Raw genomic sequence first — 24,483 nt, forward strand, 5'->3', positions numbered from 1 at the left:
GTCGATGTAAGTAATGCCTTTTAGATATCAGGTTAGGATATCCTGGGGCATCGGCCCTCTAATCTGTCTGCCTCCTGACAGTGTATTCAGTAAACCCATGGGCATAGAATTCAATATTACATAAATATGCCTGTAATAACCGGTAAGCCATAACGATTGGTTAAATACACCAACCACCAGGCCTACTCTAGTTAAAATAGACCAATTCCTCAATGGGATCCGCCATATCTATATACTCTGCCTCCAGTACAGGCCCCACGCCACGGTAAATAGATACTCTGGCAAAATTAATTTTTGCCCGCACTGTCACCCACTGGCCAGGCTTTAATTTGGGCGCGTAAGGACTTTTGCAGATATAACCCAAAAATGTAGTATCGTCCTCACAACAGGTCATTGCCATACGCCCCGGCATAAATACCTTAGACGGAAAACCTTTAGGTTTCAATACCCGGGCAGTAAATTCTACCGTTTTGCCCTTATACCTGTCCGGATTTTCCATCACATCCACATACCAGATCCCATAATCCTCACGGCGCACTTCAATTACCGGTGCCTCCAGGTCATAGGGGACACTGTCTGCAAATATATCCTCTACCTCACCGTGTTCATCTTCAAATATTACTTCCGCCTGGGGACTGACCACTTTTACACTCCTGCGGTATCCGGCCAATGGCTTCCTGTCACTACACCTGTTAAATACAACCATTTCGGAACCACGTACCATCTCAACAAAAAGAGGCTTTAAGTTGGTCAAATACATCTGAAAAGTACTGGCGTCAACTGTTGTCAGCTTCTGCTCAATGCCCCAGTCCTTGGGCAGTTCCATATGCTCAAAATCACTGACTTTCCACATGCCATTGTATTCAATGACAACTCTCTTGGGTTTGTATTTCAAATCCATCTTCTCCAAATATTCTTTTGTCAGCTCTTCCTGGGTGTGCACCCGCTCTATTTCCACTTTATATTTCTGCATTTCTGAAGGAGAGTATTCCACCTCCCCCTCCTCACATAGAAGCAAAAGCGTTGTCCCTTCAATCTGGAAATACTCTTGGGACAGCGTAAACTTCAGGAATTCTGTCTTCCCACTGTCCAAAAAACCGGTCATCAGATATACCATTACATCAGGTTCTGTCATTTTCCACCTCTCCTATCCTGCTGCCCATACCCATCGGCTTGTATTGGGGAGCGCCTTTGCCCCCTCTGCTATCATCCCTGTCCGGGAATTTCCTGGTGCTATTTTACATCAAACAACTCTGCCAGGACATTCTTATTTAATCCAGATCCAATGACACAGATCCTTCCTGTATACTCCGGCAATCCACTGCGCACTTCATGCTCGCCAGGAACCATATCAAAGTAAATCCATTCCTTGTCCCCTGCAACCATGCCCTTAGCACGCAGAATTGTACCTACTGACTCTTCAGATTCTAATTTAACCAAAATATCCTCAATTTCTGCTTCTGTATATGGCCTTACTGTTTCACATCCCCAGCTTGTAAACACTTCCTCTGCGTGATGATGGCCATGGCCGTCCTCTCCCGCGTGGTGGTGGCCGTGGCCGCACCCTTCTCCGTGATGGTGCCCGTGGCCGTCCTCTTCTCCGTGATGGTGCCCGTGCTCTTCTCCATGATGGAGGCAACCACACTCAGGGCATATAACTTCTGCTAATAGTTCTTCCTCCAGGGTCTTGCCGCCTTCCATAGTCTCCAGCAGCTTCTCTCCTGACAATTCATCCACAGGTGTGGTGATAATCGGCGCCTTTGGGTTCAGCTCCCGCAGAATCCCGCAGCTTTCCTGGATTTTAGCATTATCTGCTTTATCAGTACGGCTCAGGATAATGGCCCCAGCAAACTCAATTTGGTTTCCAAAAAATTCACCAAAATTATTTCTATAGATCCGGCATTTAGTGACATCCACGACAGTGGTAAAACTATTCAGCTCTGCGGAGATTTTCTCCTGTACTTCTTTAACTGCTTTTATGACATCAGAAAGTTTCCCCACCCCTGAAGGTTCTATTAAAATCCTGTCTGGATGATACGTATCAACTACCTCCTGCAGAGATTTTCCAAAGTCACCAACAAGAGAACAACAGATGCATCCGGAATTCATCTCCCGGATTTCAATACCCGATTCCTTCAGAAATCCGCCGTCAATACCAATTTCACCAAATTCATTTTCAATGAGCACGACCTGCTCGCCTACAAATGCTTCTTTTAACAGTTTTTTGATAAGGGTTGTCTTTCCAGCCCCGAGAAATCCTGAAATTATATCAATTTTTGTCATTTATGTCCCTCCCAGTATTCTTTCATATTGTTATACAGCCACTCTGTTATTAAAGTGTATTTGAAACTTAATTTGCCTGTCTGGCAATTCCAATCAATACTCTATTAATTTTAATTCAAAGATATGATTAATGCTGAGTTGATTAAATTTCCCCAAAGCACAGGGCCAGGTTACAGCCAAACGGATATAAAAAATATCACATGCACTCCAGAACAATGGGGCAGTGGTCAGATCCCATAACATCTGTCAATATTCCTGCGCCCACCAGCCTCTCTTTCAGCGCTTCTGACACACAGAAATAATCAATACGCCAGCCTGCATTCTTTTCCCTGGCCTTAAACCGATATGACCACCAGGAATATATCCCCTCCTGTTCCGGATAGAAATAGCGGAAAGTGTCTATAAAGCCAGCTTCCAGAAGTTCTGTAAATTTCTGCCTTTCTTCATCTGTAAATCCTGCATTTTTTCTGTTCGTCTTTGGATTTTTCAAATCAATTTCCTGATGTGCCACGTTCATATCCCCCGTCACCACCACCGGCTTTTTCTCCTCCAGCCTTTTTAAGTAGGCACGGAAATCATCCTCCCACCTCATCCGGTAGTCCAGCCTGGCAAGTTCATTCTGGGAATTAGGTGTGTAAACAGTCACAAAATAAAAATCTTCAAATTCCAGGGTAATTACACGCCCCTCTTGGTCATGTTCTTCCATACCGATCCCATACGAAAATGAAAGCGGCTCTTTCTTGGTAAATACTGCGGTCCCCGAATATCCTTTTTTAACTGCATAATTCCAATATTGATAATATCCCTCTAATTCCAGGCTGAGCTGCCCTTCCTGCATCTTGGTTTCCTGGATACAGAAAATATCAGCATCCGCCTCCTTAAAAAATTCCAGAAACCCCTTCTGGACACATGCCCGGATACCATTTACATTCCAAGATATAAACTTCATATATGCCTCCTCTATGTGTATGATAAAATTTAGGGAGCCAAACCAACTGCCTCGGACAGAAAATATGGCACCCCATGACATCTTCTATCTTCCGCTTTAGTTCCTCTCCCCTCTTAGGCCTGGCAGCAGCGCTTTATACTGCACTGCCAGCCATAGCTTCACGGCAGCTTAAACCAACTGCCTAATAACAAACCTCTTTTAAAAACAATCCATGGGCGGGAGCAAGAAACCCCGCATCCTCCCTTTTACCTCTATCGAGAATCTTTAACATATCTTCAGGACTGCGCCTGCCTGTCCCGACCTCCAGCAGTGTCCCTGTCAATATCCGTACCATATGGTACAAAAAACCAGTCCCATAATACTCTATCCTGATTTTTTCTGCCTGTCTCTCGATGATTATATCATAAATTGTCCTGGTTGTGGACTTTTCCTCCTTTTTATCCGTAAATCCAGCAAAATCATAGGTTCCCACCAGATAACCCGCCGCCTTTTCCATAGCTTCCACGTCTAATTTATAAGGAAAGTGGCAGCAATATTTTCTTGTGAATACATCTGGCTTTTCACGTGTATCCACAAAGTACTCATATTTCTTTCCTTTTGCATTCAGCCGTGCATGAAAACCGTTTCTAACCAGGGACATGTCCCTTACCCTAATATCCTCAGGAAGCCTTTCATTTAACCTGGCACAAAAATCGATCTCTGTCACTTTTCCTGGAAGGACAACACTGGCGGTCTGTCCCTTTGCATGAACACCGCTGTCCGTACGTCCAGACCCGTCTATCTGGGTACTGCGCCCTGTCACTTCACTGATGGTCTTCTCCAATATCCCCTGCACCGTATGCTGAGTCGTACTCTGCCTCTGCCAGCCCTGGTATCTGCTTCCGTCATACACTATATTTAACTTATAAGTCCGCATATTCCTCCACTTTCCTGTCTTTTAAGAAGAGTACCCTGCTGCACAGCATACTCACCACATCTAAATCATGGGAAACAAATAAATAACAAATTTTTTCACTCTCCTGCAGTTCCTGCAAAAGTCTAATCATTTGTGCCTGTACAGTTACATCCAGGGCAGACAGGGGTTCATCTGCCAGTATAAATTTTGTCCCTGTCATAAGGGCCAGAGCAATACTGACTCTTTGCCTCTGCCCTCCGCTCAGTTCTCTGGGGTAACGGCCGTAATAATCTGGGGTGAGATGTACCCGCTCCAGCATTTCCTCCACTTTTCTCCTGCGCCCTTCTCTCGTACTTTCCCCCCTGACTTTCAATGGTTCCTCCAGAATCCACCCTATAGTCTTTTTAGGATTTAAAGACCGGAAAGGATCCTGGAATACCATTTGTGGGTATTTTGTATAATGAATAATTTCTCCATCGTAATCCTTCAAAAGTCCCAGGACACACTTACACAGTGTAGATTTCCCACTGCCGCTCTCTCCTACCAGGCCTACTGTCTCTCCCTGGTATAAGGTAAATGAAACTTCTTCAAGGACCTGCCTTCTTTCCCTGCCTTCCCTGTAAAAGGCATTAACATTTTTCATCTCAAGCACCTTATCTGTCCTGCCTGCCTCAGGCATTTCCCTCACCTGCCTTTTCTCTCAAAAATCTATAAAACCCGCTGCTTTTTGTGCGGCTGGGTATGGCCGCAATCAGTTCTTTTGTATACTGTACTGCAGGGTTCTCAAATATCTGCCGGGCCTCCCCCTGCTCTACCACCTCGCCGTCCTTCATCACCAGAATACGGCGGCAGAGTGTATTTACCACACGCAGATTGTGAGAGATAAACAATATGCTCATTTTATATTTCTTATTTAGCTTTTTAAGCAGGCAGAGGATCTCTTCCTGCGTATGCACATCCAGGGCAGTAGTTGGTTCATCGGCAATCAGCAGGCCGGGACGGCAGATCATTGCGGAAGCGATCATCACTCTCTGCCGCATACCACCTGATAGTTCATGGGGATATTTATCATATAATTTCTCTGGTTCCTTAAGTTCCACGTCTTCCAGTGCATGCAGAGCCTTCCTTGTACGTTCTTCTCTCCCCAGGCCTGTATGGAGGAGCAATGCCTCCTCCACCTGTTTTCCGATTTTCATAGTAGGATTCAGGGCAGTCATAGGTTCCTGAAATATCATGCCAATATTCTGGCCCTGCACTTCCCGCATTTCTCTGGGAGAAAGGTTTAAAAGCTCACGGCCATCCAGCATAATGCTGCCCCCATCTAGCATAGCCTGCTCTTTTAAGAGGCCTGCCACTGCCAAGGCAGTCATTGTCTTCCCTGATCCTGATTCCCCCACGATCCCAAGGATTTCGCCATCCTGTATAGTAAAGGAAATATTTTTCACTACTTTCTGCTCTATCCCTCTGTCTTCAAAATGAACAGACAGATTTGTGACCTCCAGCATTATCTGCCACCTCCGAATCTATCCAAAATCCCTTCACCCAGCATCCCTGTACCAAGAACCATCAATACAAGGAAAAGTCCCGGAAATACAGCGCACCAGGGCCCTCCTGCCAAATAGGTCTGGGATTCTGCCAGCATCCTCCCCAGGCTGGCATCCGGAGGCTGTACACCTATGCCAAGATAACTTAAACCAGCCTCCGCCAGTGCAGCATTGTTAAATCCGATCGTGAGGGCTGATAATAGTGCAGGGAGAGTGTTTGGCAGAATATGGACGAACAGAATTCTCCAGCCAGGCACACCAATCAAGCGGGCGCTGGTGACATAATCCTCCACACGGCACCTCAGAAACTCTCCTCTGACAATTCTGGCAAAGCTGGGGATAAATGCTATCCCCAGGGCCAGCATTACCTTTACTCTGCCGCTGCCCCACACACTCACAATTACCAAAGCCAGCAGGACACTTGGGAAAGCCGCTACCGCATCATTGACACGCATCAATGTCTCATCCAGCCAGCCGCCCATATACCCCGTAACTGCGCCTAATATTATCCCCAGTACCCCGCCTACTAATATAGTCACAACAGCTATCATCATGGTGCTCCCTGCCCCTTCCAGTACACGGCTGAACACATCGCGCCCGAACTGATCCGTACCGAATATATGGGAGAGGGATGGGCCGTTTAGTTTGGCAGCACCCTGCATCTTTTCCGTATCATAGGGGGTCCAGAAAAACCCCAGCACTGCCATAGCGGACATGGCTAAAGTAAGCACACTGCCAAATAGGAAGTTATAGGAAGTTTTTCCCTGTTTTACTCTTCTTATTCTTTTATCCTTCAACTTGCACCCCCTATATTTCAATCCTTTTATCCAACTTTTGATACAGCAGGTCCACAATCAGATTAATTACAAGTATCACCACAGCTATCAGGACGATTACAGCCTCCACCACCGGATAATCACGTTTAGAGATAGCGGATATCAGCGTACGCCCCAGGCCGGGTATTCCAAAAACCTGCTCTACTACAATACTGTTTGCTAATATATCCCCCATCACGATCCCAAGGAATGTCACCACCGGAAGAATGCCATTTCTAAGGACATGCCTGATCAATATACGCCAGGGACTGTTTCCCCTGCTCCTGGCTGTCCTTACATAGTCCTGCCGCATCTGGGTGAGCAAAGAGCTTCTCAGCATCCTGGCCGTCATGGCTGCTTTCGGAAGTGCAATGGCTATGGACGGAAATATCAGATAACTGAGGAACCCACTCATACTATCTGTATAGGATACATAATCTCCCGGGACAAACAGTCTAAAAGTCAGGCCAAACAGCACTGTCAAAACAATCCCAATAAAAAATGGGGGGACAGACATAATAACCTGATTCAAAACCAGAAAAATGCGGTCCCAAACACCATTTTCATACCGGGCGCTCAGAATACCCACCGGTATGGAAAATAACAATATAAATGCAAATGACATTAAGGCCAAAGCGGCCGTTATCGGAATCTTATCCCCTATCATCTCCCTTACCGGAACCTGATAGGAATATGACACCCCCATATCCCCTGCCAGGAAATCTTTTACCCATTGTCCATAACGCTGCGGCAGGGGACGGTTTAACCCCATCTCCTCCCGCAGGGCCTGGACCTTCCCCTCAGTAGCCTCCGTCCCCAGGATGGACCTGGCCGGATCACCGGGGATGATCTCAAATGCCAGGAAGGCCAGTATGCTGACAATTAATAATGCGATTATAAGACCTGTTAATTTTTTTATAAAAAACTTCATACTTGCCCTCCTGTTTCAGGACGTAACCTTTTGCACTTTTGTTACGTCCTAAATCTACTCAAGACCTGTACCTAAATGGCTTATTCCACCATATATATTGCCGCCATGTCTTGCACATACAATGGGTAGAATGTATATCCATCGTATTTATTGCTTATGGCAACCAGGTTTGCAAGGTCTTGTATATATACGCTGGCAGCGCGCTCTGCCAGTATGCCCTCTGCTTCTTTATAGAGTTGTATCTGTTCTGCCTCGTCTATGGCAGAAACAGCTTCTTTGAATTTTTGGTCGTATTCTGTATCACTGAAATTGATAAAATTGTTTTCTGCATCAGATGTAAAGCGTTCCAGCATGGCACGGGCAGAGAGGTTAGAGGCATCCACCCCCACCACAGTGGATTGGTAGTCCCGCCCTGCATATACTTTTTCCAGCCATGTCTCCCATTCCATGGGATTAATCTTTACATTGACCCCGATATTTTTTAACTCCTCCGCAATTACCTGAGCCGTATCCACATGGGGTTGGTCTGCAGAGCATACGCTGATTTCCAAATCAAATCCGTCGGGATATCCTGCTTCCTCCAGAAGCTTCTTCGCCTTGTCAAAATCCTGCTCATAATACTCCGCATATTCTTCATCGTAATATTTCTTCAGGCCGGGATACATACTTGTTCCGATACGCACGCCCTTTCCATCGGCTATCAAATCCATGATTTCATCTGGATTGACTGCATAACAGAGCGCCTGTCTCACCTTCTCATTATTCAGCGGTTCCACTGCATTATTTAAATATAATGCCTGCACAAGATTCATGGTTCCCTCTTCAATATGAAACCCATCCGATAATTCCGCTGCCTGGCCTGAAGTTAAACGCATAGCCATATCAATAGATCCACCCTTTAAATTTGTAACGAGCATATCCGCATCAGCTATAATCTTAAATTCCACTTCATCCAAATGTGCTTTATCTCCCCAGTAATCCTGATTCTTTTCCAAAATTACATTTTCCTGAGGACTGCGTGATACATACTTGAATGGGCCTGTCCCTATCGGCATCGTCTCAAGTTCATTATAATCCTTCGGGATAATTGCAGTCGTCATATAGGCAAGGAATTCTGTGTTCGCCTCTGTCAGACGGACTTCCACTGTCCTGTCATCTAAAATATTGACACTCTCGATAATAGAATACGCTGATACTAACGGTTCCCCATTTGACGTATCAGCGCATCTGTCTATCGAATATTTCACATCTTCCGCCGTCACGTCGTTCCCATTATGGAATTTCACCCCATCGCGCAAGGTAAATGTATATACCTTGGCATCATCAGAAATTACATAACTGCTGGCTACGGCTTCGGCTAAATTACCATCCTTGTCTGGTTTTACCAGACCTTCATAAATATTAAACAAAACCTCTTTTGTTCCTGCCGCAACTGCTTTATGTGGGTCAAGACTGTCTAAATCCTGGGAAATACCTACCCTGATACTCCCTCCCTCGACTGGGTTTCCTGAAAGCTTATTCTCCGTGGTTGACGATGCCTTATCCTTATCACCTGAACATCCGCTCAGTGCAATAGTTACAGCCATTGAAAGCACTAAAAGAATTCCTGTTACCTTTCTTTTCATGTCTGTCTCCTTCTTCAAATAACCTTCATTATTAATTTGTCGATTATATTTTATAAGATTTATCTGATATTGGCAAGTATTTCATCACATACAATTTTTTGCCTATACATTGGCTGCCCATACAGACCTTTAAAATCGGACAATTCAATCCGTACTTATGAAACACAAGTATATACTCCTGTTAGGGAGGTGTATTCATTGACATTATACTATTTATCCCTTAAAATTTTAGTCAAAGGCCCTGATGCGAGCATACGGGACAGCACACTGGCAGCAATGCAGGCACCGGGGCATCAGACCCTCCCGGCAGCCTCCAGCTGGACATGTGAGCATGTCCGCCTGGCTGGTTGCCCGCAGGAATACACCAACGGTATATTATATGCACTAACCCCAAAACTCCCTTGGCTCCGGGTTCTTAGGCCTCATTGAATATTAGTAGTTCAATAAGTACAGGAAAACAGACTTTGACAGCAAGGCATACGCAAATATTATACGAAAGAGAGGGTATTAACTATGAATGTAACAGAAGCTATCAACACCCGCAGGAGTATACGGAAGTTCAAAGATACTCCAGTAGGGCATGACCTCCTGCTTCGTTTGGCTGACGCCGGACGCCTGGCCCCAAGTGCCAGTAATCTCCAGGCCTGGAAGTTTATCTTCCTCACAGAAAAAGAACTTGTGGGCAAAATCAGTCTATTCAGTCCAGGATTAAGCGGCAATCCGCCCATCATCCTTATTATATGTTCTGACATGGCCTACGCCCTTGAACATGGTTCCCGTAATTCCGAGATTTATGGCTGTATGATGGACGCCTCTATGGCCGCTGAAAATATCATGTTAAAGGCACAGGAGGAAGGACTTGGGACCTGTGCAGTCAAATCCTATAATGATGCCGCTGTGCGTAAGATCCTTAGCCTCCCGGATACATACCGGATAGAACTGCTTCTCTCCATTGGGTGGCCAGATGGAGAGCCACGGATTCCCCGCAGGAAAAAGCTTGAGGAAGTCGTAACTTTTAACGGATGGAGGAAAGACAATGAATCATAGAGATGCTTTACTTGAGCTTTTAATCTATATGGTAACAAGTGCCTCGGGATTGGAAAATGAACCCCATATCTATGGACCCCTGCGCATGATCGAGGCAGCACAACGGCTGTGCCGACTGCTGCTTGCAGACTCCCAGGATGACAAACATCTTGCAGAACTTATCTCCATTATAGAAGATGGCAAACAAAAAAGCACTTCCGATGAGGAAGGCTTCTATAAAATGCTGCAGGATGCTTCTGCTAAACTGGTAGATTTTATTTAACCTTTCGTTTACATACAGGGCCTAACCCTCTGTCCGCCAGTGGTCCGGACCCTGTATGTAAACTTCCAGGCAGTAAACTCTTCTGCCTGCTGTCTATTCTAAGAATTCTTTCAGCTCTGCCATAAATGTATTCACATCCTTAAATTCTCTGTAGACAGAAGCAAATCTGACATACGCCACTGGATCAAGTGTTTTAAGCTTGTCCATGACAATCTCACCGATCTCACTGCTGGGTATTTCTTTTTCTTCCCGGTTAAAGATCTCCAGTTCCACCTCATCAATGGTTTTCTGGATCTCGGAAGCAGGGACGGGCCTTTTATAGCAGGCGCTCAAAACTCCAGCCTCAATTTTAGATCGGTCATACTGTTCTCTGTTGTCATCTTTTTTAATTACAATCAGCGGAATTGTCTCGACCTTTTCATAGGTAGTAAAGCGCTTTCCGCATTCGTCACAGGAGCGTCTCCTGCGGATAGAATTCTTATCCTCCGCAGGTCTGGAGTCAATTACCCGTGTATCTGGATGGCCGCAATAAGGACACTTCATAGATTTAATCCGCCTTTCTGCCGTTTATTTTTTTTAATTATACACAATAACTAGTACTTTTGCAAAAATTTTTCTTCTCTGATTTCTACTAAAATAATATCAGGCCCTATTTTCTTAATACAGTGCCATGGGATGACGTATTCCCCGTCTGTCCCAAGGAATCCGCATATTTTCCCAGGCCCCGGAATGACGATGGCCTCCACCCTTCCCTCGCAGATATCAATCTCTACATCTACAATACATCCCAGCCTTTTACAGTCGCATACATTAATAACTTCCTTTTCTCTCAATTCACATAATCTCATTTATTTCACCACACAAAAATACCTGCATACAGCGGCAGCTCTCCTTACTGTTACTGTATGCAGGTATCCTAAATTCTGTGTATTATATGGCCATTACTTTCTCACTTTCAAATGCCCTGGCAATAACTACAATCAGCACGGCCCCTAAAAGCAAAGTCACCCCAAGAGTAAGCCCATACTGCATCCCAGTCACCTCCTGGGTCAGAATGCCTTGCAGAGTCAGTGAAGTATTGTACACCGGAACTGCATAAAGCCATTGCTGGGGCGTCTTTGTTGTAAACATTGTAGTAATCCCCAGCACCAAAATCAGCATGTAAGCCGGCATTACATAGGAGCTGGCCTCCTTCACTGTCTTAGCAAATACGGAAATCAATACAATGATAGCTGAATATAAAAAGGCAATGGCAATCAACAGCGCTGCCAGCATTGCTATCTGGGCCGCGCTCAGGCTTAAGCTTATACCGTCGCCCATGCCCCCCATCATCTGAGGCATAAATGCAACCAGCGCCCCCACATACACCACTGAGGATACACCAGAAATAATCATCAGGGCGAAAACTTTCCCCAATACAATGGAACTCCTCCTGATGGGGGATACAAGAAGGCTTGCCATCGTCCCTCTTTCTTTCTCTCCGGCTACCATATCTGTGCCAATTCCCATGGCTCCGGCAAACAGAAGTATGGTTACAAAGTAAGGGATCATAGAACCCAGCACCTTCCCTCCGGCCTTCTCCTCATCCTGTATAATCATATCTGGATTGTCGGAATTGACTGTAAATACTGTAAGTCCTTCCATATCATCCACGCGGCCTGCCAAAAGCATCTGCCTGTACCCTTCCAGCACTCCCGCTGAAATTTTATCGTAAGCTGCACGGGAATAATCCTCCGACGGATTATAATATGTTTTAACCTGGGGTACCTCATCCCCTGCCTTGTAATTCATCACTGCATCCTGAAACCCTTCTGGGAATTCGATCAGCAGGTCTGCCTCCCCCTCTCGCAAAAAGTTCTCAATCTGGGTTCGGTCACTGGCTTCAAACACCTTACATTCTTTATCTGACTTTAGAAGGTAGTCCTCAAACCCTTCCGGTATGTTCTGTATATATACCACCGATTTATGCGCCTCCACATCCTTTTCCTGGCTGCTGCTGAGATTGCTCACCAGCATCATAATACCAACCATAATCACCACAGGTAGAATAAAAACAGAAAAAACCATCTTCCCATCTTTAAATATTCTCGCCAGTTCTTTACCACATATCTGCCTGATGCCGCCCATCTTATTTCCCTCCCTTTTTACTCCTGTAAAGTTCAAAAAAAGCATCCTCCAGATCTTCTGCATCGGTCTCGTGCAGAATCTGCTCCAAGCTGCCCTCAGCCACCTTACAGCCGTCAATCACTACTCCAATCCTGTCACAGATTTTCTCTGCCTCGGACATAACATGAGTCGAGATGACAACCAGTTTTCCTTCATCCCTCAATTTCTTCAAGTAATCTGTCACACTTCTCGCTGTCACTACATCCAGTCCATTGGTGGGTTCATCAAAAATAACAATGTCCGGATTATGGACAAGGCATACGGCAATGGCAGCCTTCTGGGCCATTCCTGTAGAAAGTTCTTTTATCTTTTTGTGGGAAAAATCCTGAATGCCAAAATATGTGAAAAGCTCTTCTTTCCTGGCTTTCAGTCTGTCCTCGGGGATATCATGGAGCTTCCCGAAAAAATCAAACATATAGTCCACAGAAAACTGGGGGTCCAGCTTAATGTCCCCTGTCAGGAAACCGATTCTCTCCCGGACTTTTTCCGGCTCCTTCTGTACCTCATGCCCTGCCACATAGATTTCTCCCTTAGTAGGTTTAATAATAGTAGAAATACACCGCAGTGTTGTTGTCTTTCCTGCTCCATTTGGGCCAAGCAATCCATATATCTCTCCCGGACGGGCACTCAGGCTCAGGTCATCCACAGCAGTTTTTATAGGATTTGTGGTTTTTGACTCCTTCATCTGCTTCTTATTCAGCTTGTAGACCTTCGTCAGATTCTTAATCTCAATCATATTTGGCACCGCTCCCGGCAATAACAGAAAAGTCTGTATTTGCGGGACACAAATCCATATCTGTGACAGGATTTGTGAATTTTTCCTTTCTCTAAAAATATTGTTCAAAAACATCTTTCCACAACATTTTTGTACTATTGTGTTAGTACAACTATATATCTATTATGTGGATTTGTCAACTACTTTTCTGCCTGCCCCTTCCCTAAATTATTAAAATGGGCTACAATGGAAAAATAAGGAGGATATTTCATGAAAGAAACTATTTTATTGTTCCATATACCAGAAAAGGAAAAGCGCCTGAAAATCGAAATGGCACTTTTCCCTCTGCATATCAGGCTGAAATATATCAAGCCGGAAGAGTATAGCCAGCCTTTGGGAGCGCTGGCGGGTTTAAAAGATATAGTCCGTGCAGAAACCCCTTATAATGGGGAAGAATTGCCGGACACTATGATTGTTTTTGCTTTTTTTGACGACAGACGCTTAAACCAGGCTCTTGCCGCACTGCGCAGATGTGGGGCAGGCCCGCTCCCCTACAAGGCTGTCTTAACGCCTACTAATCAGCTGTGGACAGCCTCAGAATGTTTTGAGGAGATACGCCGTGAACATGAAGCTATGAATCCCTAATGATTCATAGCTTTTCATTTATTAGTCCTGTCAATGGGCAAACTGGCTCTCGTACAATTTCTTGTAAAAACCACCCTGCCCAATAAGTTCTTCATGAGTTCCCTGTTCTATAATATTTCCATCTTTCATAACCAGTATCTTATCAGCCGTACGGATAGTAGACAGGCGGTGGGCCACAATAAAACTGGTCCTGCCCTCCATCATACGCTGGAAGGCCTCCTGAATCTTAATCTCTGTCCTAGTATCAATAGAAGAGGTGGCCTCATCCAAAATCAACATCGGCGGAAGATTGAGCATGACTCTGGCAATACACAAAAGCTGCTTCTGCCCCTGTGACAAACTTCCTCCATCCTCCTGGATCCGTGTGTCATAACCATCTCTCATTCTCTTTATAAAGCTGTGGGCATGGGCCGCCTTTGCTGCAGCTATAATATCTTCCCGGGATGCCTCTGGCCTCCCATAGGCAATATTTTCTGCAACGGTCCCTGCCTTCAGCCAGGTCTCCTGCAGCACCATCCCATAATTGGCGCGCAGGCTGTCTCTTGTCACATCCCGTATATCATATTCCTTCTTTTCTGCAGCATCCTCAGCTCCCACGAGAATCTGCCCTCCATCCACATCATAAAAGCGCATCAGAAGATTTATCAGAGTCGTCTTACCACACCCGGTGGGCCCCACAATAGCAATCTTCTGCCCTGGTTCTACGCCCAGGTTCAGATGTGTAAGCAGGGACACTTCTCTCCGGTACGAAAAAGAAACGTCCTGAAGGCGCAGCCTTCCGTCTGCCTTCCCCATTACCACAGCATCCTTTCCATCGGGCAGTTCTGGTGTTTCTTCTATAAAATCAAACACTCTTTTTGCACAGGCAAAAGCATTCTGCAGCTCAGTTACTACACTGGAAATTTCATTAAACGGCTTTGTATACTGGTTTGCATAACTTAAAAATGCAGAAAGCTGCCCCACAGACATTCCCCCTGACATCGCAGTAAAGGCGCCTACAATACCCACCCCTGTGTATACGAGGCCATTTACAAAACGGGTGCTTGGATTAGTAATAGACGAAAAGAAAATCGCCTTCAGGCTGACAGTTTTCAATTGCTCATTCACTTCATCAAACTGCTTCAGCGCGCGGTTCCCGTAGCCAAAAGCCTGTACCACTTTCTGGTTCCCTATCATTTCATCTACCAAGGATGTCATTGCCGCCCTTGCTTCTGACTGTGCCTTGAACATTGTATATGTCCGTTTTGCGATAAAGCTGGCCACAAACAGTGAAAGGGGCGTAATTAAAATAACTACCAGCGCCGTCTTTACATGAATGGACAGCATAAAAACCAGCGTACCCGCAATTGTCACAATGCCGGAAAAAAGCTGTGTAAACCCCATGAGCAGCCCATCAGAAAACTGTTCTACATCTGTAATAATCCGGCTGATAATTTCTCCATACTGATGGCTGTCAATATATTTCAGGGGCAGGATCTGTAATTTTTCAAATGCCTTTGTCCGCACATCCTTTACTACTCTGTAGGTAATTGTATTATTGCACAGATTCATCAGCCATTGGGCAGCGCCTGTAATTAAAATGACTCCCGTAAGTACTTTTATAATATGGAATATAGCTGTAAAATCCACCTTACCTCTGCCAATAATATAATCCACTGCATCGCCTGTAAGAATCGGTGCGTACAAAGTAAGCAGAACTGAAATTACTGCAAAAATCAAGGATAATAGAAGATATGCAAAATATGGTTTTATAAGCGCCAATATCTTCCGGGTTGTACTCCCGCCATTCTGGGACATATCAGCACACCTCCTCTCTCGAAAGCTGGGAATAACAAATTTCCTGATAAATCGGGCACTCCTCAATCAGTTCCCTGTGGGTCCCGTACCCCACCATCTCGCCATCATCCAGCACAATAATTTTATCCGCGTACATAATAGACGCGGCTCTCTGGGATACAATAAACACGACCATCCCTGATGTTTTCTCTGAGATGGCCTCCCGAAGCCTGGCGTCTGTGGCAAAATCCAAAGCCGAGGCGCTGTCGTCCAAGATCAGGATACCAGGTTCCCTCACGAGTGCGCGGGCGATCGTCAGCCGCTGCCGCTGCCCCCCAGATAAGTTCTTCCCCCCTTCACTGATTACAGTATCCAGGCCTGCCGGTTTTGCCTCCACAACTTCCAGGGCCTGGGCAGTTTTCAAGGCATCTATAATTTCCCTGTCAGAGGCGCCTTCCTTTCCCATCTGCATATTTTCACGGATAGTACCATGGAACAGCGTGGCCTTCTGGGGTACCATGCCCACCCATTCTCTTAGTTCCTCCAGCTTCCACTCCCTGACATCTATCCCATTTATAAGGACTTCCCCCGCGTTCACATCATAAAACCTTGGTATCAGGCTGACAAGTGAAGATTTCCCGGAGCCTGTGCTCCCAATGATCCCAATTGTTTCCCCAGCCCCAGCAGAAAATGTGATATGTGACAGGGCCGGCTCCTTAATTCCTTGATAAGAAAATGTCACATCTTTCATCTCCACCTGCCATGTGCCTCGCCCGCTATCCTCCACTCGCCTACATCCATCCCTGATCCCTGGCTGCAAGTCGAATATCTCATTGATCCTGCCCGCCGAAGCAACAGCCTTAGTAAAAGAGATAATCAGGTTCGCCAATGCCACCAACGCCAGTAATATCTGCGACATATAATTTACCAGGGCAATAACCTCTCCCTGTGTGATGCGGCCTGTATCAACAGCACTGCCCCCATACCAGACTACAGCGATAATTCCTAGATTTACCAATATATATGTCATGGGATTTAAAAGGGCGGAAATCTTCCCAACCAACATCTGTAGGGCCATCAATGCGTTATTTTTCTCTTCATACTCCGCCTGCTCCGCCCCCTGGGTACGAAAGGCCCTGATTACACGGACGCCGGCCAGATTCTCCCGGGTAGATAGGAGTACATTGTCCAATCCCCGCTGTACCTTTCTGTACAGGGGAATCGTGATCATCATCACCCCGTAAATGACAAAAGACAAAAGAGGGACTGCGATTAAGAATATAACTGCCGTTTTCACATCAATTGTAAAGGCCATAACCATGGCTCCCACAACAATGAACGGGGAGCGCAGAAACAGCCTCAGCACCAGGTTCACCCCCGACTGTACCTGATTAATGTCACTTGTCATCCTTACCACCAGAGTAGAACTTCCTGCCTTATCTATTTCTGCATAGGAAAGCTGCTCAATATGCCAAAATAATGCATGGCGGAGTTTTGTGCCGAACCCCACTGCCGCTTTTGCCGCAAAATACTGGGCGCACAGAGAACAGCTCAGTCCCAGAACGCCAAAGAGCACAAGAACAGCGCCCATCTTCCAAATATAAGCCGTATCACGGTATTTGATCCCCACATCAATAATCTGAGCCATAATTAGCGGCACAATCAGTTCAAATGTGGCTTCCAGCAGCTTAAACAGCGGACCTATCACGCTCTCCTTTTTATAGTCTTTTAAAAACGGCAGTAATCTTCTCACTTCTCTTTCCTCCTACAAAAATAACAGCCTAAACAATTGCTGTAACTGAGGCCTTATTCTCATAAACTACAATCATATTCTGCAGTTTCCCCAGCATTTTTTCTTTCTCTATAGGCAGACTTCCTTTCACCCTGAATTCAATATAATCATGGAAACCATCATAGAAAGTTTCTGCCTTTAAAAGTTCTATAAGCCGTAATTCTTCCCTTAAGTTCTCCAACTCATCTGCAGGCACAAAATTGCCGGCCTGGATCTCTGGATACAGAGGGGCGTCTTTATGTAAAAACATAGAAAAATTAATAATACGTAATGGGCGGGTCCGGTTAAAAAATTCTGCTGTCCTTTCAGCATTCTCAATGCCCCTTCCTTTACCTGCCACTCCTGTCATCATATGTGCATCATAGAGCAGTCCCGCAGTTTTCAGCCTGCCGATCTGTTCATATGCCTGCGCCAATGTGTGGTCCTTCTTCATGAAACAAAGTACATCGTCCAACCCTCCCTCAATCCCCAGATACAGATGCCTGACCCCTAATTTCTGGAGCAGCTTCAGTTCCTCATCGGTTTTGTCCTGTATATTGGTGACTGTGGCATCCATGTTTACCTCTTCACATTCGGGAAAATACTGATGGATTAGGGAAAGAATTTCTACCAGGCGCTCCATCTGGCTTCCAAATGCGTTTCCATCGCCAAGGAATACCCGTTTAGGACTTCCCCCAAGCCTCCAGACCCGTTTTAGCTCCTCCTCAATCTGCCCCATGGGAAGTTCACGGTACTTTAAATGCTTAAAAAGTACACAGAACGCACACCTATTGTAGGAACACCCCACTGCTGTGGGCAGCATATAAGAGCCTCTTTCCATGGGTCCCCGGCAAATTTGTCCCTCATATTCCATATCTATCCCTCCTAAAATTCCTTCACCGTAAACACTGCCACTGACCGCGGCCTCATCACAAAGCTACTCTCCACACGCCTTTCATCCCCCTCACTGTAGCAGCAACACCCGTTCTCGTCCCCATAAGTATTGACGCTTAGATACCAGGCGCCTGCTTTGTTAAGGCCAGGCAGTGTAATAGATACATCCTCCCAGTATGTGTTAACCGCCACATATACGATGTCATCTTTGCCCTTCTCTTTATCATATCCTGCAAAACTGATGGCAAAGGTGCGGGTATCCTTTGGAATATTCATATCGTTCCCGTCGATATTATGGGCATGGATGCCGTCCATGCCACAGACTGCGTCAGGCATTTTTTTGCGTATAATGGGATGTCTGTGGCGATAATGTATCATAAATTTAAAAAACTGGAACAGTTCCTTATTTCTATCCAGTAACCCCCAGTCGAGCCAGGAAATCTCATTGTCCTGGCAATAAGCATTATTATTCCCATATTGTGTATTTCCAAACTCATCCCCTGCCAGAAACATCGGCGTGCCCCTGCTGCACATCAATATAGCACAGGCATTTCTGATCATACGGAAACGCAGGCTCAGCACCTCAGGGTCGCTTGTCTCCCCCTCAGCGCCGCAGTTCCAGCTCCGGTTATCACTGCTTCCATCTGTATTATTCCAGCCGTTCATCTCATTATGTTTATCATTATAGGCATATAAGTCATATAAAGTAAAGCCGTCATGGCATGTCAGAAAATTCACACAGGAATTATACCCTGCATACTCTCCCTGATATTCCGTATAAAACCCGCCATATAAATCTCCTGACCCTGCAATGCTCCAGGCTGTATTCCAGGCCTCCCAATTCCCGCCCTTCAGATAGGACCTCAGCGAATCTCTGTATCTCCCATTCCACTCTGCAAAACGCCTGCCTGCAGGAAAGCTGCCTACCTGGTACATCCCTCCTGCATCCCAGGCCTCAGCAATCAGCTTTACATTACTTAAGACCGGATCGTCGGCAAGACTCTCAAGCAAAGGGGGATTATTCATCGGTGACCCATCCTCATTCCTTCCCAGGATACTGGCAAGGTCAAAACGGAACCCATCTACGCGGTAGCTTACAGTCCAGTATCTTAAACACTCCAGGATTAACTGCCTGACAACCGGATGGTTACAGTTCAAAGTATTGCCGCAGCCACTGAAATTATAATAGTTCCCGTCAGGTGTCAGCATATAGTACACTTGATTGTCAAAACCCTTAAAGCAAAAAACAGGGCCCTTTTCATTCCCTTCCGCTGTATGGTTGAAAACAACATCCAGGATAACCTCAATCCCATTATCATGGAGGGCCTTGATCAGCGCCTTTAGCTCTGTACCTTCCTGATTATATTCTACTGTGGCGGTGTAACTTGTATTAGGAGAAAAAAAGCCGACTGTATTATAACCCCAATAGTCTAATAGCTTCTCATGATTAAACTCTCTGGAATTTGCTGTCTCGTCAAACTCAAAAATCGGCATCAGCTCTACTGCATTAATCCCCAGTTCTTTTAGATAAGGAATCTTCTCCATAAGTCCTGAAAAAGTCCCCCTATGTTCCACCCCAGAGGAAGCATGGCGCGTAAATCCTCTCACATGAAGCTCATATATGACAAGGTCACTCATTTCTTTCAATGGCTGCGGCGTATCTCCCCAGTCAAACACATCCTTGACAACTCTTGCATGATAGGGGCCCTCTTTCTTCTCTCCCCAGATCCTCTGTCCAGCCACTACCCGGGCGTATGGGTCAAGGAGAATATTTCCAGGGTCAAACAATAATCCTTTCTCGGGCCTGTATGGCCCATCAATCCGGTACGCATACTCAAAAGATTCTATTTCCAAATCGAATACAATCATAGAGTACACATCCCCAATCTTGTATGTGTCAGGGAAGGGCAGGACTGCGTATGGCTCATCTTCCCCTCTCTTAAACAATAGTAGCTCACATCCAGTCCCCTCATGTGTATGTACTGTAAAATTCACTCCATACTGCAAAGCCATGGCCCCATTTACATCAAATAATCCCGGACGCACCAAATAACCTGCAATCTCACCCATAGGCTCTGACCAGGCTGGATGCCCAGACAGTTCCTTCTGACTATACAACTTCAAAAACAGCACCTCCCCGCTTTATACACTGTCAGTATATCCCAACCAGGGGCATGCCCGCCCCAGCATCATCTGCACATGAAAATATACCCAAGGGCCTATGTTCAGGTGTGCCCCCGGGTATATGCTATCGAATACAGACTGGCCAAACTGCTGCCATATCTCTTAAAAACAAAGTATGCCACCGCTTACAAATCCCCTGGCTGGCAAAGTGTCTTTCCTGGCTGCAGGCCTTTATACCATCTCCAGTTTTATACCTTTTGCCCTGACTAGTTCCTCCCACTCCGGCTGCAGCTCCCGGTCCGTGATAATCCGGTTAAAAATATCCAGGTCTGTCAGGAAACATGGTTTGATTACTCCAAATTTGCTGGAGTCCGCCAGCAGGATCTTCTCTGCGCCGGACTGTATAATCGCCTGTTTTATATTTAATTCATAATTATTCATGCAGGTAACTCCCATACTGTCATGCACTCCCGCTGCTGACACAAATACCTTCGTTGCCCGCACGTTATTAATGAGCTGGATACTCTCCGGACATTCAAACAGGGTGGTATCCGGGTGATAATAACCGCCCCCAAAAATAACGGAAATATTAGGATTATTGCAGATTTTGTTCAGAATATTCAGATTACATGTGAATACTGTCAGCTTGGTATCTCTTGCAATATTATCCGCCAGATATTCCACAGTGGATCCGTTGTCAATAATGATACAGTCATCCTGTTCAATCAAAGATGCTGCATATTTGCCTATCCGTTCTTTCTCTTTCATATGGGCCCGGGTGGCCCTTGAGAGCAGGTAGCCTTCCTCCTCCCCAGATATGCGCTGGGTATTCAATACCGCCGCGCCAGGAATATCCAGAATAATATTTCTTGCTTTCAGAGTTTCCAAATCTCTTCTCACTGTCATCTCAGAGACATCTAAAATCACTGCAAGTTCCCGGATCGGAACTCCATTCTGCCGTTCTAAAATCTCTACCAGCCTGTTCAATCTTTCATCTTTCTTGCCCAAGTGAATCCCTCACATATCTCTTTACTTCTAAACAATACCTTATCAGGTCAGCTCACAGCCAAGGCTGTGGATTCATGTACATATTATATCACATTAACTTAAGTTCTCATATCATTTTTTTCACTTTGCCAGCCACATTTTGCGCTGTAAAACCAAATTTTTCGAACAACTGACCGGCCGGTGCAGATGCCCCAAAGCAATCCACAGTGACATAGCCGCCGTCAATACCGGCATATTTCCCCCAACATAAGCTGCTGCCTGCTTCTATCACTACACGTTTCCTCACACGGCCAGGCAGCACACTTTCCTTATATTCTTCATCCTGCTCTTCAAAAATATCCAGGCAAGGCATGCTGACCACCCTGACATCGATTCCATCCTTTTCAAGAAGGCCGGCTGCCTCCACCGCAACCCCCACCTCTGACCCAGAGGCCAGCAGAACGGCATCTATCTCGTCTCCTTTTTCATATTTTAATACATATCCTCCCCTCAGCGCCCCTTCTGCATCGCCTCCCACATAAGGAAGGGCCTGTCTGGACAACACCAGGCAGGTAGGCGTACAAAGAGATGTCACTGCGCTGAACCAGGCCGCCTTTGTCTCCCTTTCATCTGCCGGGCGGAATACATGCATGTTGGGCATAGAACGCAGCATTGCAAGCTGTTCTACCGGTTCATGCGTAGGCCCGTCCTCACCCACTCCAATACTGTCATGGGATAGTACAGAGATAGAGGGGATTCCCATTAAAGAGGACAAGCGGAGCATCGGTTTCATATAATCCACAAATACAAAAAATGTAGCCGTATATACTTTTAAGCCGCCATGGAGCAGCATGCCGTTTGCCACTGCAGCCATGCCCAGTTCCCGCACACCGAAATGTATATTGCGCCCTTCCGGCTCCTCCGCAGAAAAATCTCCCTCCCCGTTCATCACAGTCTTATTGGAAGGGCCAAGGTCGGCTGAGCCTCCTACCAGGTTTGGCACTTTATCCTTTATATAATTCAGGATTTTACCCGATATATTTCTTGTGGCCTCTGCCTTCTCCTCACATTCCCAGTATGTTTTATCTTCCAGAAGGCTCTGGGCCGCATTCTCATCATAATAACTATCCAGCTCTGCTTTCAGCCGGGGATATTCACAGCCATATTTTACGAACATATCTTCCCATTCTGCCTGTTTTCTGCTTCCGTTGACTGAAAGTTCTCTGTAGTGTGCATACACCTCATCCGGCACAAAAAATGCTTCCTCTTGCTGCCATCCAAGGCTTTTACGCAGGGCCTTTACATTATCCTCCCCCAACGGCTCTCCATGTGCACAGGGTTTTCCTTGTTTTTTCGGAACCCCATACCCTATTTCTGTCCTAATCTTAATAAAAGAAGGCTTGTCTCTCTCTGCTTTTGCGGCCGCAATTGCCCGGCCAATTTCCTCTAAGTCTGTCCCGTCCCCAACTTCCAGTGTCTGGAAACCAAATGCTTCAAAGCGTCCGCTCACATCTTCTGTGAACGCCAAATCTGTATTCCCCTCAATGGTTATACAATTGGAGTCATACAATACAATCAATTTCCCCAATCCCAGGGTACCTGCCAGTGACATCACCTCTGAAGATATCCCCTCCATAAGGCAGCCGTCCCCACACATGGCATATGTATAATGGTCAAATACAGGATATCCATCTCTGTTAAATTTAGCTGCCAGATGTTTCTCCGCAGCAGCCATCCCAACTGCCATCCCTAACCCGGCGCCTAAGGGGCCCGTCGTTGCCTCCACGCCGGCAGTATGTCTGTATTCTGGGTGTCCTGGGGTCAGGGATCCAAACTGGCGGAACTGCTTTAGATCCTCCATCCTCAAATCTCCATATCCAAACAAATGGAGAAGAGAATACAGCATCGCAGATCCATGCCCCGCCGACAGAATGAAGCGGTCTCTGTTCATCCAGTCCGGGTCCGCAGGGTTATGGCTCATATGGTTTGCCCATAATTCATATGCCGCGGGTGCCGCCCCCAAAGGAAGGCCAGGGTGCCCCGAATTTGCTTTTTCGATCATATCTGCGGATAAAATTCTGACCGCATTTACTGCCATTTCTTTATTCATGCTGTTTTCTTCTCCTTTTTCTGTTTTTGTCCGATTACTCCCTTCACTTTCAGCTTTGTTGTATAGGAGCTGACCGCCAATGCAAATATTGCCAGCAGGAAGGGAAACATTTTTATAATTGATGGGGAAATATTCATACCCATCAATTCAATCCGAATTCCAATAGCGTCTGCAAAACCAAAGAGTAGTGACACAAGCGCAGTGGCTGCCGGATGTGCGTTGCCAAAGACAAGAGCCGTAAATGCGTTGAAACCACGTCCCTGAATCATATCTTCTGAAAACTGTGAGACTGAAACCGTTGAAATGTATGCCCCTGCAAGTCCACATAATGCCCCTGATGCCAGAACTACCTGAAACTTTACAAAAGACGGCTGCACCCCGGCAGTCCTGGATGCTTCCTCTGACTCTCCTACTGCACAGATACTCAGGCCTGCTTTTGTTTTAAACAGCATGACATAGATCACAGCCACAAGAATCATTGTAAAATACGTAATAATACTCTGGCCGCTCAAACAGTTCAATAGGGGGATATTTTTGAGAACCGGAATCTGGATCAAATCCAGCTTATGAATCTTGTCTGGACTATAGGCCCCCTGCACTTCAAACATGGCTCTCAATAAATAAGATGTCAGTCCTCCAGCCAACATGTTCATGGCAATACTGGCTATGATATTATTTGCCTTAAACTTCGTAACAAACAAGGCGAACAGGGAACTGTATACAGCGCCAATTATGATTGCCCCAAGAAATCCTGCCCACACACTTCCGCCTGTAAACTGCACAACTGCAATTGCTGCAAATGCTCCAATCAGGGAGAAGCCTTCCAGGGCAATATTAAATACACCTGCCCTCTGGCAGAGAAGCCCTCCCAGTGCCATTAGCAGCAAAGGGGTGGCAATCCGTATCATGGAAGCAAGTGTGTCACTGATCATTGCTATACTCAT

23 protein-coding genes are annotated in these 24,483 nt (G+C 45.9%); 3 read left to right on the forward strand and 20 right to left on the reverse strand.

All coding sequences use genetic code 11. The annotated features are described in order from the left end of the window. Nucleotides 1-187: 187 nt before the first annotated feature. The 9 genes from EFA47_RS12490 to EFA47_RS12530 form a co-directional block, all read right to left on the reverse strand. The gene (locus EFA47_RS12490) at nucleotides 188-1,135 is read right to left on the reverse strand and encodes a TIGR03943 family putative permease subunit (protein ID WP_122643583.1); all 948 of its coding nucleotides are present in this window, start codon (nucleotides 1,133-1,135) and stop codon (nucleotides 188-190) included. 98 nt (nucleotides 1,136-1,233) lie between these two features. After that, nucleotides 1,234-2,283, reverse strand: coding sequence for a CobW family GTP-binding protein (locus tag EFA47_RS12495; RefSeq protein WP_122643584.1), 1,050 nt, complete (start codon nucleotides 2,281-2,283; stop codon nucleotides 1,234-1,236). A gap of 196 nt (nucleotides 2,284-2,479) precedes the next feature. Further along, nucleotides 2,480-3,232 carry an exodeoxyribonuclease III gene (locus EFA47_RS12500; protein WP_122643585.1) on the reverse strand — a complete coding sequence of 251 codons (753 nt, stop codon included), beginning with the start codon at nucleotides 3,230-3,232 and terminating at the stop codon, nucleotides 2,480-2,482. A 181-nt stretch (nucleotides 3,233-3,413) separates the two neighbouring features. Then, nucleotides 3,414-4,148 (reverse strand): tRNA pseudouridine(38-40) synthase TruA, encoded by a 735-nt coding sequence (truA, locus tag EFA47_RS12505; RefSeq protein ID WP_122643586.1) that lies wholly within the window; start codon nucleotides 4,146-4,148, stop codon nucleotides 3,414-3,416. Further along, nucleotides 4,135-4,806: an ABC transporter ATP-binding protein gene (locus tag EFA47_RS12510; protein WP_122643587.1), complete on the reverse strand. Its 672-nt coding sequence runs from the start codon at nucleotides 4,804-4,806 to the stop codon at nucleotides 4,135-4,137. The genes truA and EFA47_RS12510 overlap by 14 nt, the downstream gene beginning before the upstream one ends. Then, a complete protein-coding gene (locus tag EFA47_RS12515) occupies nucleotides 4,799-5,632 on the reverse strand; it encodes an ATP-binding cassette domain-containing protein (protein WP_122643588.1) in 834 nt (277 codons plus the stop codon). The genes EFA47_RS12510 and EFA47_RS12515 overlap by 8 nt, the downstream gene beginning before the upstream one ends. Next, entirely contained in the window at nucleotides 5,632-6,387 is a 756-nt protein-coding gene (locus EFA47_RS12520) for an ABC transporter permease (RefSeq protein WP_122644528.1), read from the reverse strand. Before EFA47_RS12520 ends, EFA47_RS12515 begins: the two co-directional genes overlap by 1 nt. A 91-nt stretch (nucleotides 6,388-6,478) precedes the next feature. Continuing rightward, a complete protein-coding gene (locus EFA47_RS12525) occupies nucleotides 6,479-7,417 on the reverse strand; it encodes an ABC transporter permease (protein ID WP_122643589.1) in 939 nt (312 codons plus the stop codon). An 80-nt stretch (nucleotides 7,418-7,497) separates the two neighbouring features. After that, on the reverse strand, nucleotides 7,498-9,042 hold the full coding sequence (locus tag EFA47_RS12530) for an ABC transporter substrate-binding protein (RefSeq protein ID WP_122643590.1): 1,545 nt from the start codon (nucleotides 9,040-9,042) through the stop codon (nucleotides 7,498-7,500). 513 nt (nucleotides 9,043-9,555) lie between these two features. Between EFA47_RS12530 and EFA47_RS12540 the strand changes: the two genes are divergently transcribed. Both EFA47_RS12540 and EFA47_RS12545 read left to right on the forward strand, forming a co-directional pair. Continuing rightward, entirely contained in the window at nucleotides 9,556-10,089 is a 534-nt protein-coding gene (locus EFA47_RS12540) for a nitroreductase family protein (RefSeq protein WP_122643592.1), read from the forward strand. After that, nucleotides 10,079-10,351 carry a DUF6092 family protein gene (locus EFA47_RS12545; RefSeq protein WP_122643593.1) on the forward strand — a complete coding sequence of 91 codons (273 nt, stop codon included), beginning with the start codon at nucleotides 10,079-10,081 and terminating at the stop codon, nucleotides 10,349-10,351. The genes EFA47_RS12540 and EFA47_RS12545 overlap by 11 nt, the downstream gene beginning before the upstream one ends. Nucleotides 10,352-10,444: 93 nt before the next feature. On the opposite strand, the gene nrdR is transcribed toward EFA47_RS12545, so the two are convergent. From nrdR to EFA47_RS12565, 4 genes are all read right to left on the reverse strand, one after another. After that, entirely contained in the window at nucleotides 10,445-10,894 is a 450-nt protein-coding gene (nrdR, locus tag EFA47_RS12550; RefSeq protein WP_122643594.1) for a transcriptional regulator NrdR, read from the reverse strand. A 50-nt stretch (nucleotides 10,895-10,944) separates the two neighbouring features. Next, nucleotides 10,945-11,199: a YlmC/YmxH family sporulation protein gene (locus EFA47_RS12555; RefSeq protein ID WP_122643595.1), complete on the reverse strand. Its 255-nt coding sequence runs from the start codon at nucleotides 11,197-11,199 to the stop codon at nucleotides 10,945-10,947. Between the two features lie 82 nt (nucleotides 11,200-11,281). After that, nucleotides 11,282-12,478, reverse strand: a complete 1,197-nt coding sequence (locus EFA47_RS12560) for an ABC transporter permease (RefSeq protein ID WP_122644529.1) — start codon at nucleotides 12,476-12,478, stop codon at nucleotides 11,282-11,284. A 1-nt stretch (nucleotide 12,479) separates the two neighbouring features. Further along, a complete protein-coding gene (locus EFA47_RS12565; protein ID WP_122644530.1) occupies nucleotides 12,480-13,253 on the reverse strand; it encodes an ABC transporter ATP-binding protein in 774 nt (257 codons plus the stop codon). A gap of 249 nt (nucleotides 13,254-13,502) precedes the next feature. Between EFA47_RS12565 and EFA47_RS12570 the strand changes: the two genes are divergently transcribed. Continuing rightward, nucleotides 13,503-13,877, forward strand: coding sequence for a DUF3783 domain-containing protein (locus EFA47_RS12570; protein WP_122643596.1), 375 nt, complete (start codon nucleotides 13,503-13,505; stop codon nucleotides 13,875-13,877). Nucleotides 13,878-13,907: 30 nt separating this feature from the next. On the opposite strand, the gene EFA47_RS12575 is transcribed toward EFA47_RS12570, so the two are convergent. The 7 genes from EFA47_RS12575 to EFA47_RS12605 all read right to left on the reverse strand — a co-directional run bounded on the left by EFA47_RS12575 (nucleotide 13,908) and on the right by EFA47_RS12605 (nucleotide 24,483). Continuing rightward, complete coding sequence (locus EFA47_RS12575) at nucleotides 13,908-15,674, reverse strand: ABC transporter ATP-binding protein (protein ID WP_122643597.1); 1,767 nt, start codon at nucleotides 15,672-15,674, stop codon at nucleotides 13,908-13,910. A gap of 1 nt (nucleotide 15,675) precedes the next feature. Continuing rightward, the gene (locus tag EFA47_RS12580; protein ID WP_122643598.1) at nucleotides 15,676-17,406 is read right to left on the reverse strand and encodes an ABC transporter ATP-binding protein; all 1,731 of its coding nucleotides are present in this window, start codon (nucleotides 17,404-17,406) and stop codon (nucleotides 15,676-15,678) included. 28 nt (nucleotides 17,407-17,434) lie between these two features. Beyond that, nucleotides 17,435-18,298: a radical SAM protein gene (locus EFA47_RS12585; protein WP_122643599.1), complete on the reverse strand. Its 864-nt coding sequence runs from the start codon at nucleotides 18,296-18,298 to the stop codon at nucleotides 17,435-17,437. 11 nt (nucleotides 18,299-18,309) lie between these two features. After that, on the reverse strand, nucleotides 18,310-20,388 hold the full coding sequence (locus tag EFA47_RS12590; RefSeq protein WP_122644531.1) for a glycogen debranching protein: 2,079 nt from the start codon (nucleotides 20,386-20,388) through the stop codon (nucleotides 18,310-18,312). A gap of 285 nt (nucleotides 20,389-20,673) precedes the next feature. Then, entirely contained in the window at nucleotides 20,674-21,450 is a 777-nt protein-coding gene (locus tag EFA47_RS12595) for a DeoR/GlpR family DNA-binding transcription regulator (RefSeq protein WP_122643600.1), read from the reverse strand. A gap of 106 nt (nucleotides 21,451-21,556) precedes the next feature. Beyond that, nucleotides 21,557-23,539, reverse strand: a complete 1,983-nt coding sequence (gene tkt, locus EFA47_RS12600; protein WP_122643601.1) for a transketolase — start codon at nucleotides 23,537-23,539, stop codon at nucleotides 21,557-21,559. Further along, nucleotides 23,536-24,483, reverse strand: a complete 948-nt coding sequence (locus EFA47_RS12605) for an ABC transporter permease (protein ID WP_122643602.1) — start codon at nucleotides 24,481-24,483, stop codon at nucleotides 23,536-23,538. Before EFA47_RS12605 ends, tkt begins: the two co-directional genes overlap by 4 nt.

Origin of the sequence: Luxibacter massiliensis (genome assembly GCF_900604355.1) — a bacterium.
Taxonomy (GTDB): domain Bacteria; phylum Bacillota; class Clostridia; order Lachnospirales; family Lachnospiraceae; genus Luxibacter; species Luxibacter massiliensis.

What these genes read in the sequence shown, in the direction of transcription:
- EFA47_RS12490 (WP_122643583.1), bottom strand. Translation starts at nt 1,135, where the DNA reads ATGACAGAACCTGATGTAATGGTATATCTGATGACCGGTTTTTTGGAC.
- EFA47_RS12495 (WP_122643584.1), bottom strand. Translation starts at nt 2,283, where the DNA reads ATGACAAAAATTGATATAATTTCAGGATTTCTCGGGGCTGGAAAGACA.
- EFA47_RS12500 (WP_122643585.1), bottom strand. Translation starts at nt 3,232, where the DNA reads ATGAAGTTTATATCTTGGAATGTAAATGGTATCCGGGCATGTGTCCAG.
- truA (WP_122643586.1), bottom strand. Translation starts at nt 4,148, where the DNA reads ATGCGGACTTATAAGTTAAATATAGTGTATGACGGAAGCAGATACCAG.
- EFA47_RS12510 (WP_122643587.1), bottom strand. Translation starts at nt 4,806, where the DNA reads ATGCCTGAGGCAGGCAGGACAGATAAGGTGCTTGAGATGAAAAATGTT.
- EFA47_RS12515 (WP_122643588.1), bottom strand. Translation starts at nt 5,632, where the DNA reads ATGCTGGAGGTCACAAATCTGTCTGTTCATTTTGAAGACAGAGGGATA.
- EFA47_RS12520 (WP_122644528.1), bottom strand. Translation starts at nt 6,387, where the DNA reads ATGTCCGCTATGGCAGTGCTGGGGTTTTTCTGGACCCCCTATGATACG.
- EFA47_RS12525 (WP_122643589.1), bottom strand. Translation starts at nt 7,417, where the DNA reads ATGAAGTTTTTTATAAAAAAATTAACAGGTCTTATAATCGCATTATTA.
- EFA47_RS12530 (WP_122643590.1), bottom strand. Translation starts at nt 9,042, where the DNA reads ATGAAAAGAAAGGTAACAGGAATTCTTTTAGTGCTTTCAATGGCTGTA.
- EFA47_RS12540 (WP_122643592.1), top strand. Translation starts at nt 9,556, where the DNA reads ATGAATGTAACAGAAGCTATCAACACCCGCAGGAGTATACGGAAGTTC.
- EFA47_RS12545 (WP_122643593.1), top strand. Translation starts at nt 10,079, where the DNA reads ATGAATCATAGAGATGCTTTACTTGAGCTTTTAATCTATATGGTAACA.
- nrdR (WP_122643594.1), bottom strand. Translation starts at nt 10,894, where the DNA reads ATGAAGTGTCCTTATTGCGGCCATCCAGATACACGGGTAATTGACTCC.
- EFA47_RS12555 (WP_122643595.1), bottom strand. Translation starts at nt 11,199, where the DNA reads ATGAGATTATGTGAATTGAGAGAAAAGGAAGTTATTAATGTATGCGAC.
- EFA47_RS12560 (WP_122644529.1), bottom strand. Translation starts at nt 12,478, where the DNA reads ATGGGCGGCATCAGGCAGATATGTGGTAAAGAACTGGCGAGAATATTT.
- EFA47_RS12565 (WP_122644530.1), bottom strand. Translation starts at nt 13,253, where the DNA reads ATGATTGAGATTAAGAATCTGACGAAGGTCTACAAGCTGAATAAGAAG.
- EFA47_RS12570 (WP_122643596.1), top strand. Translation starts at nt 13,503, where the DNA reads ATGAAAGAAACTATTTTATTGTTCCATATACCAGAAAAGGAAAAGCGC.
- EFA47_RS12575 (WP_122643597.1), bottom strand. Translation starts at nt 15,674, where the DNA reads ATGTCCCAGAATGGCGGGAGTACAACCCGGAAGATATTGGCGCTTATA.
- EFA47_RS12585 (WP_122643599.1), bottom strand. Translation starts at nt 18,298, where the DNA reads ATGGAATATGAGGGACAAATTTGCCGGGGACCCATGGAAAGAGGCTCT.
- EFA47_RS12590 (WP_122644531.1), bottom strand. Translation starts at nt 20,388, where the DNA reads ATGGGTGAGATTGCAGGTTATTTGGTGCGTCCGGGATTATTTGATGTA.
- tkt (WP_122643601.1), bottom strand. Translation starts at nt 23,539, where the DNA reads ATGAATAAAGAAATGGCAGTAAATGCGGTCAGAATTTTATCCGCAGAT.
- EFA47_RS12605 (WP_122643602.1), bottom strand. Translation starts at nt 24,483, where the DNA reads ATGAGTATAGCAATGATCAGTGACACACTTGCTTCCATGATACGGATT.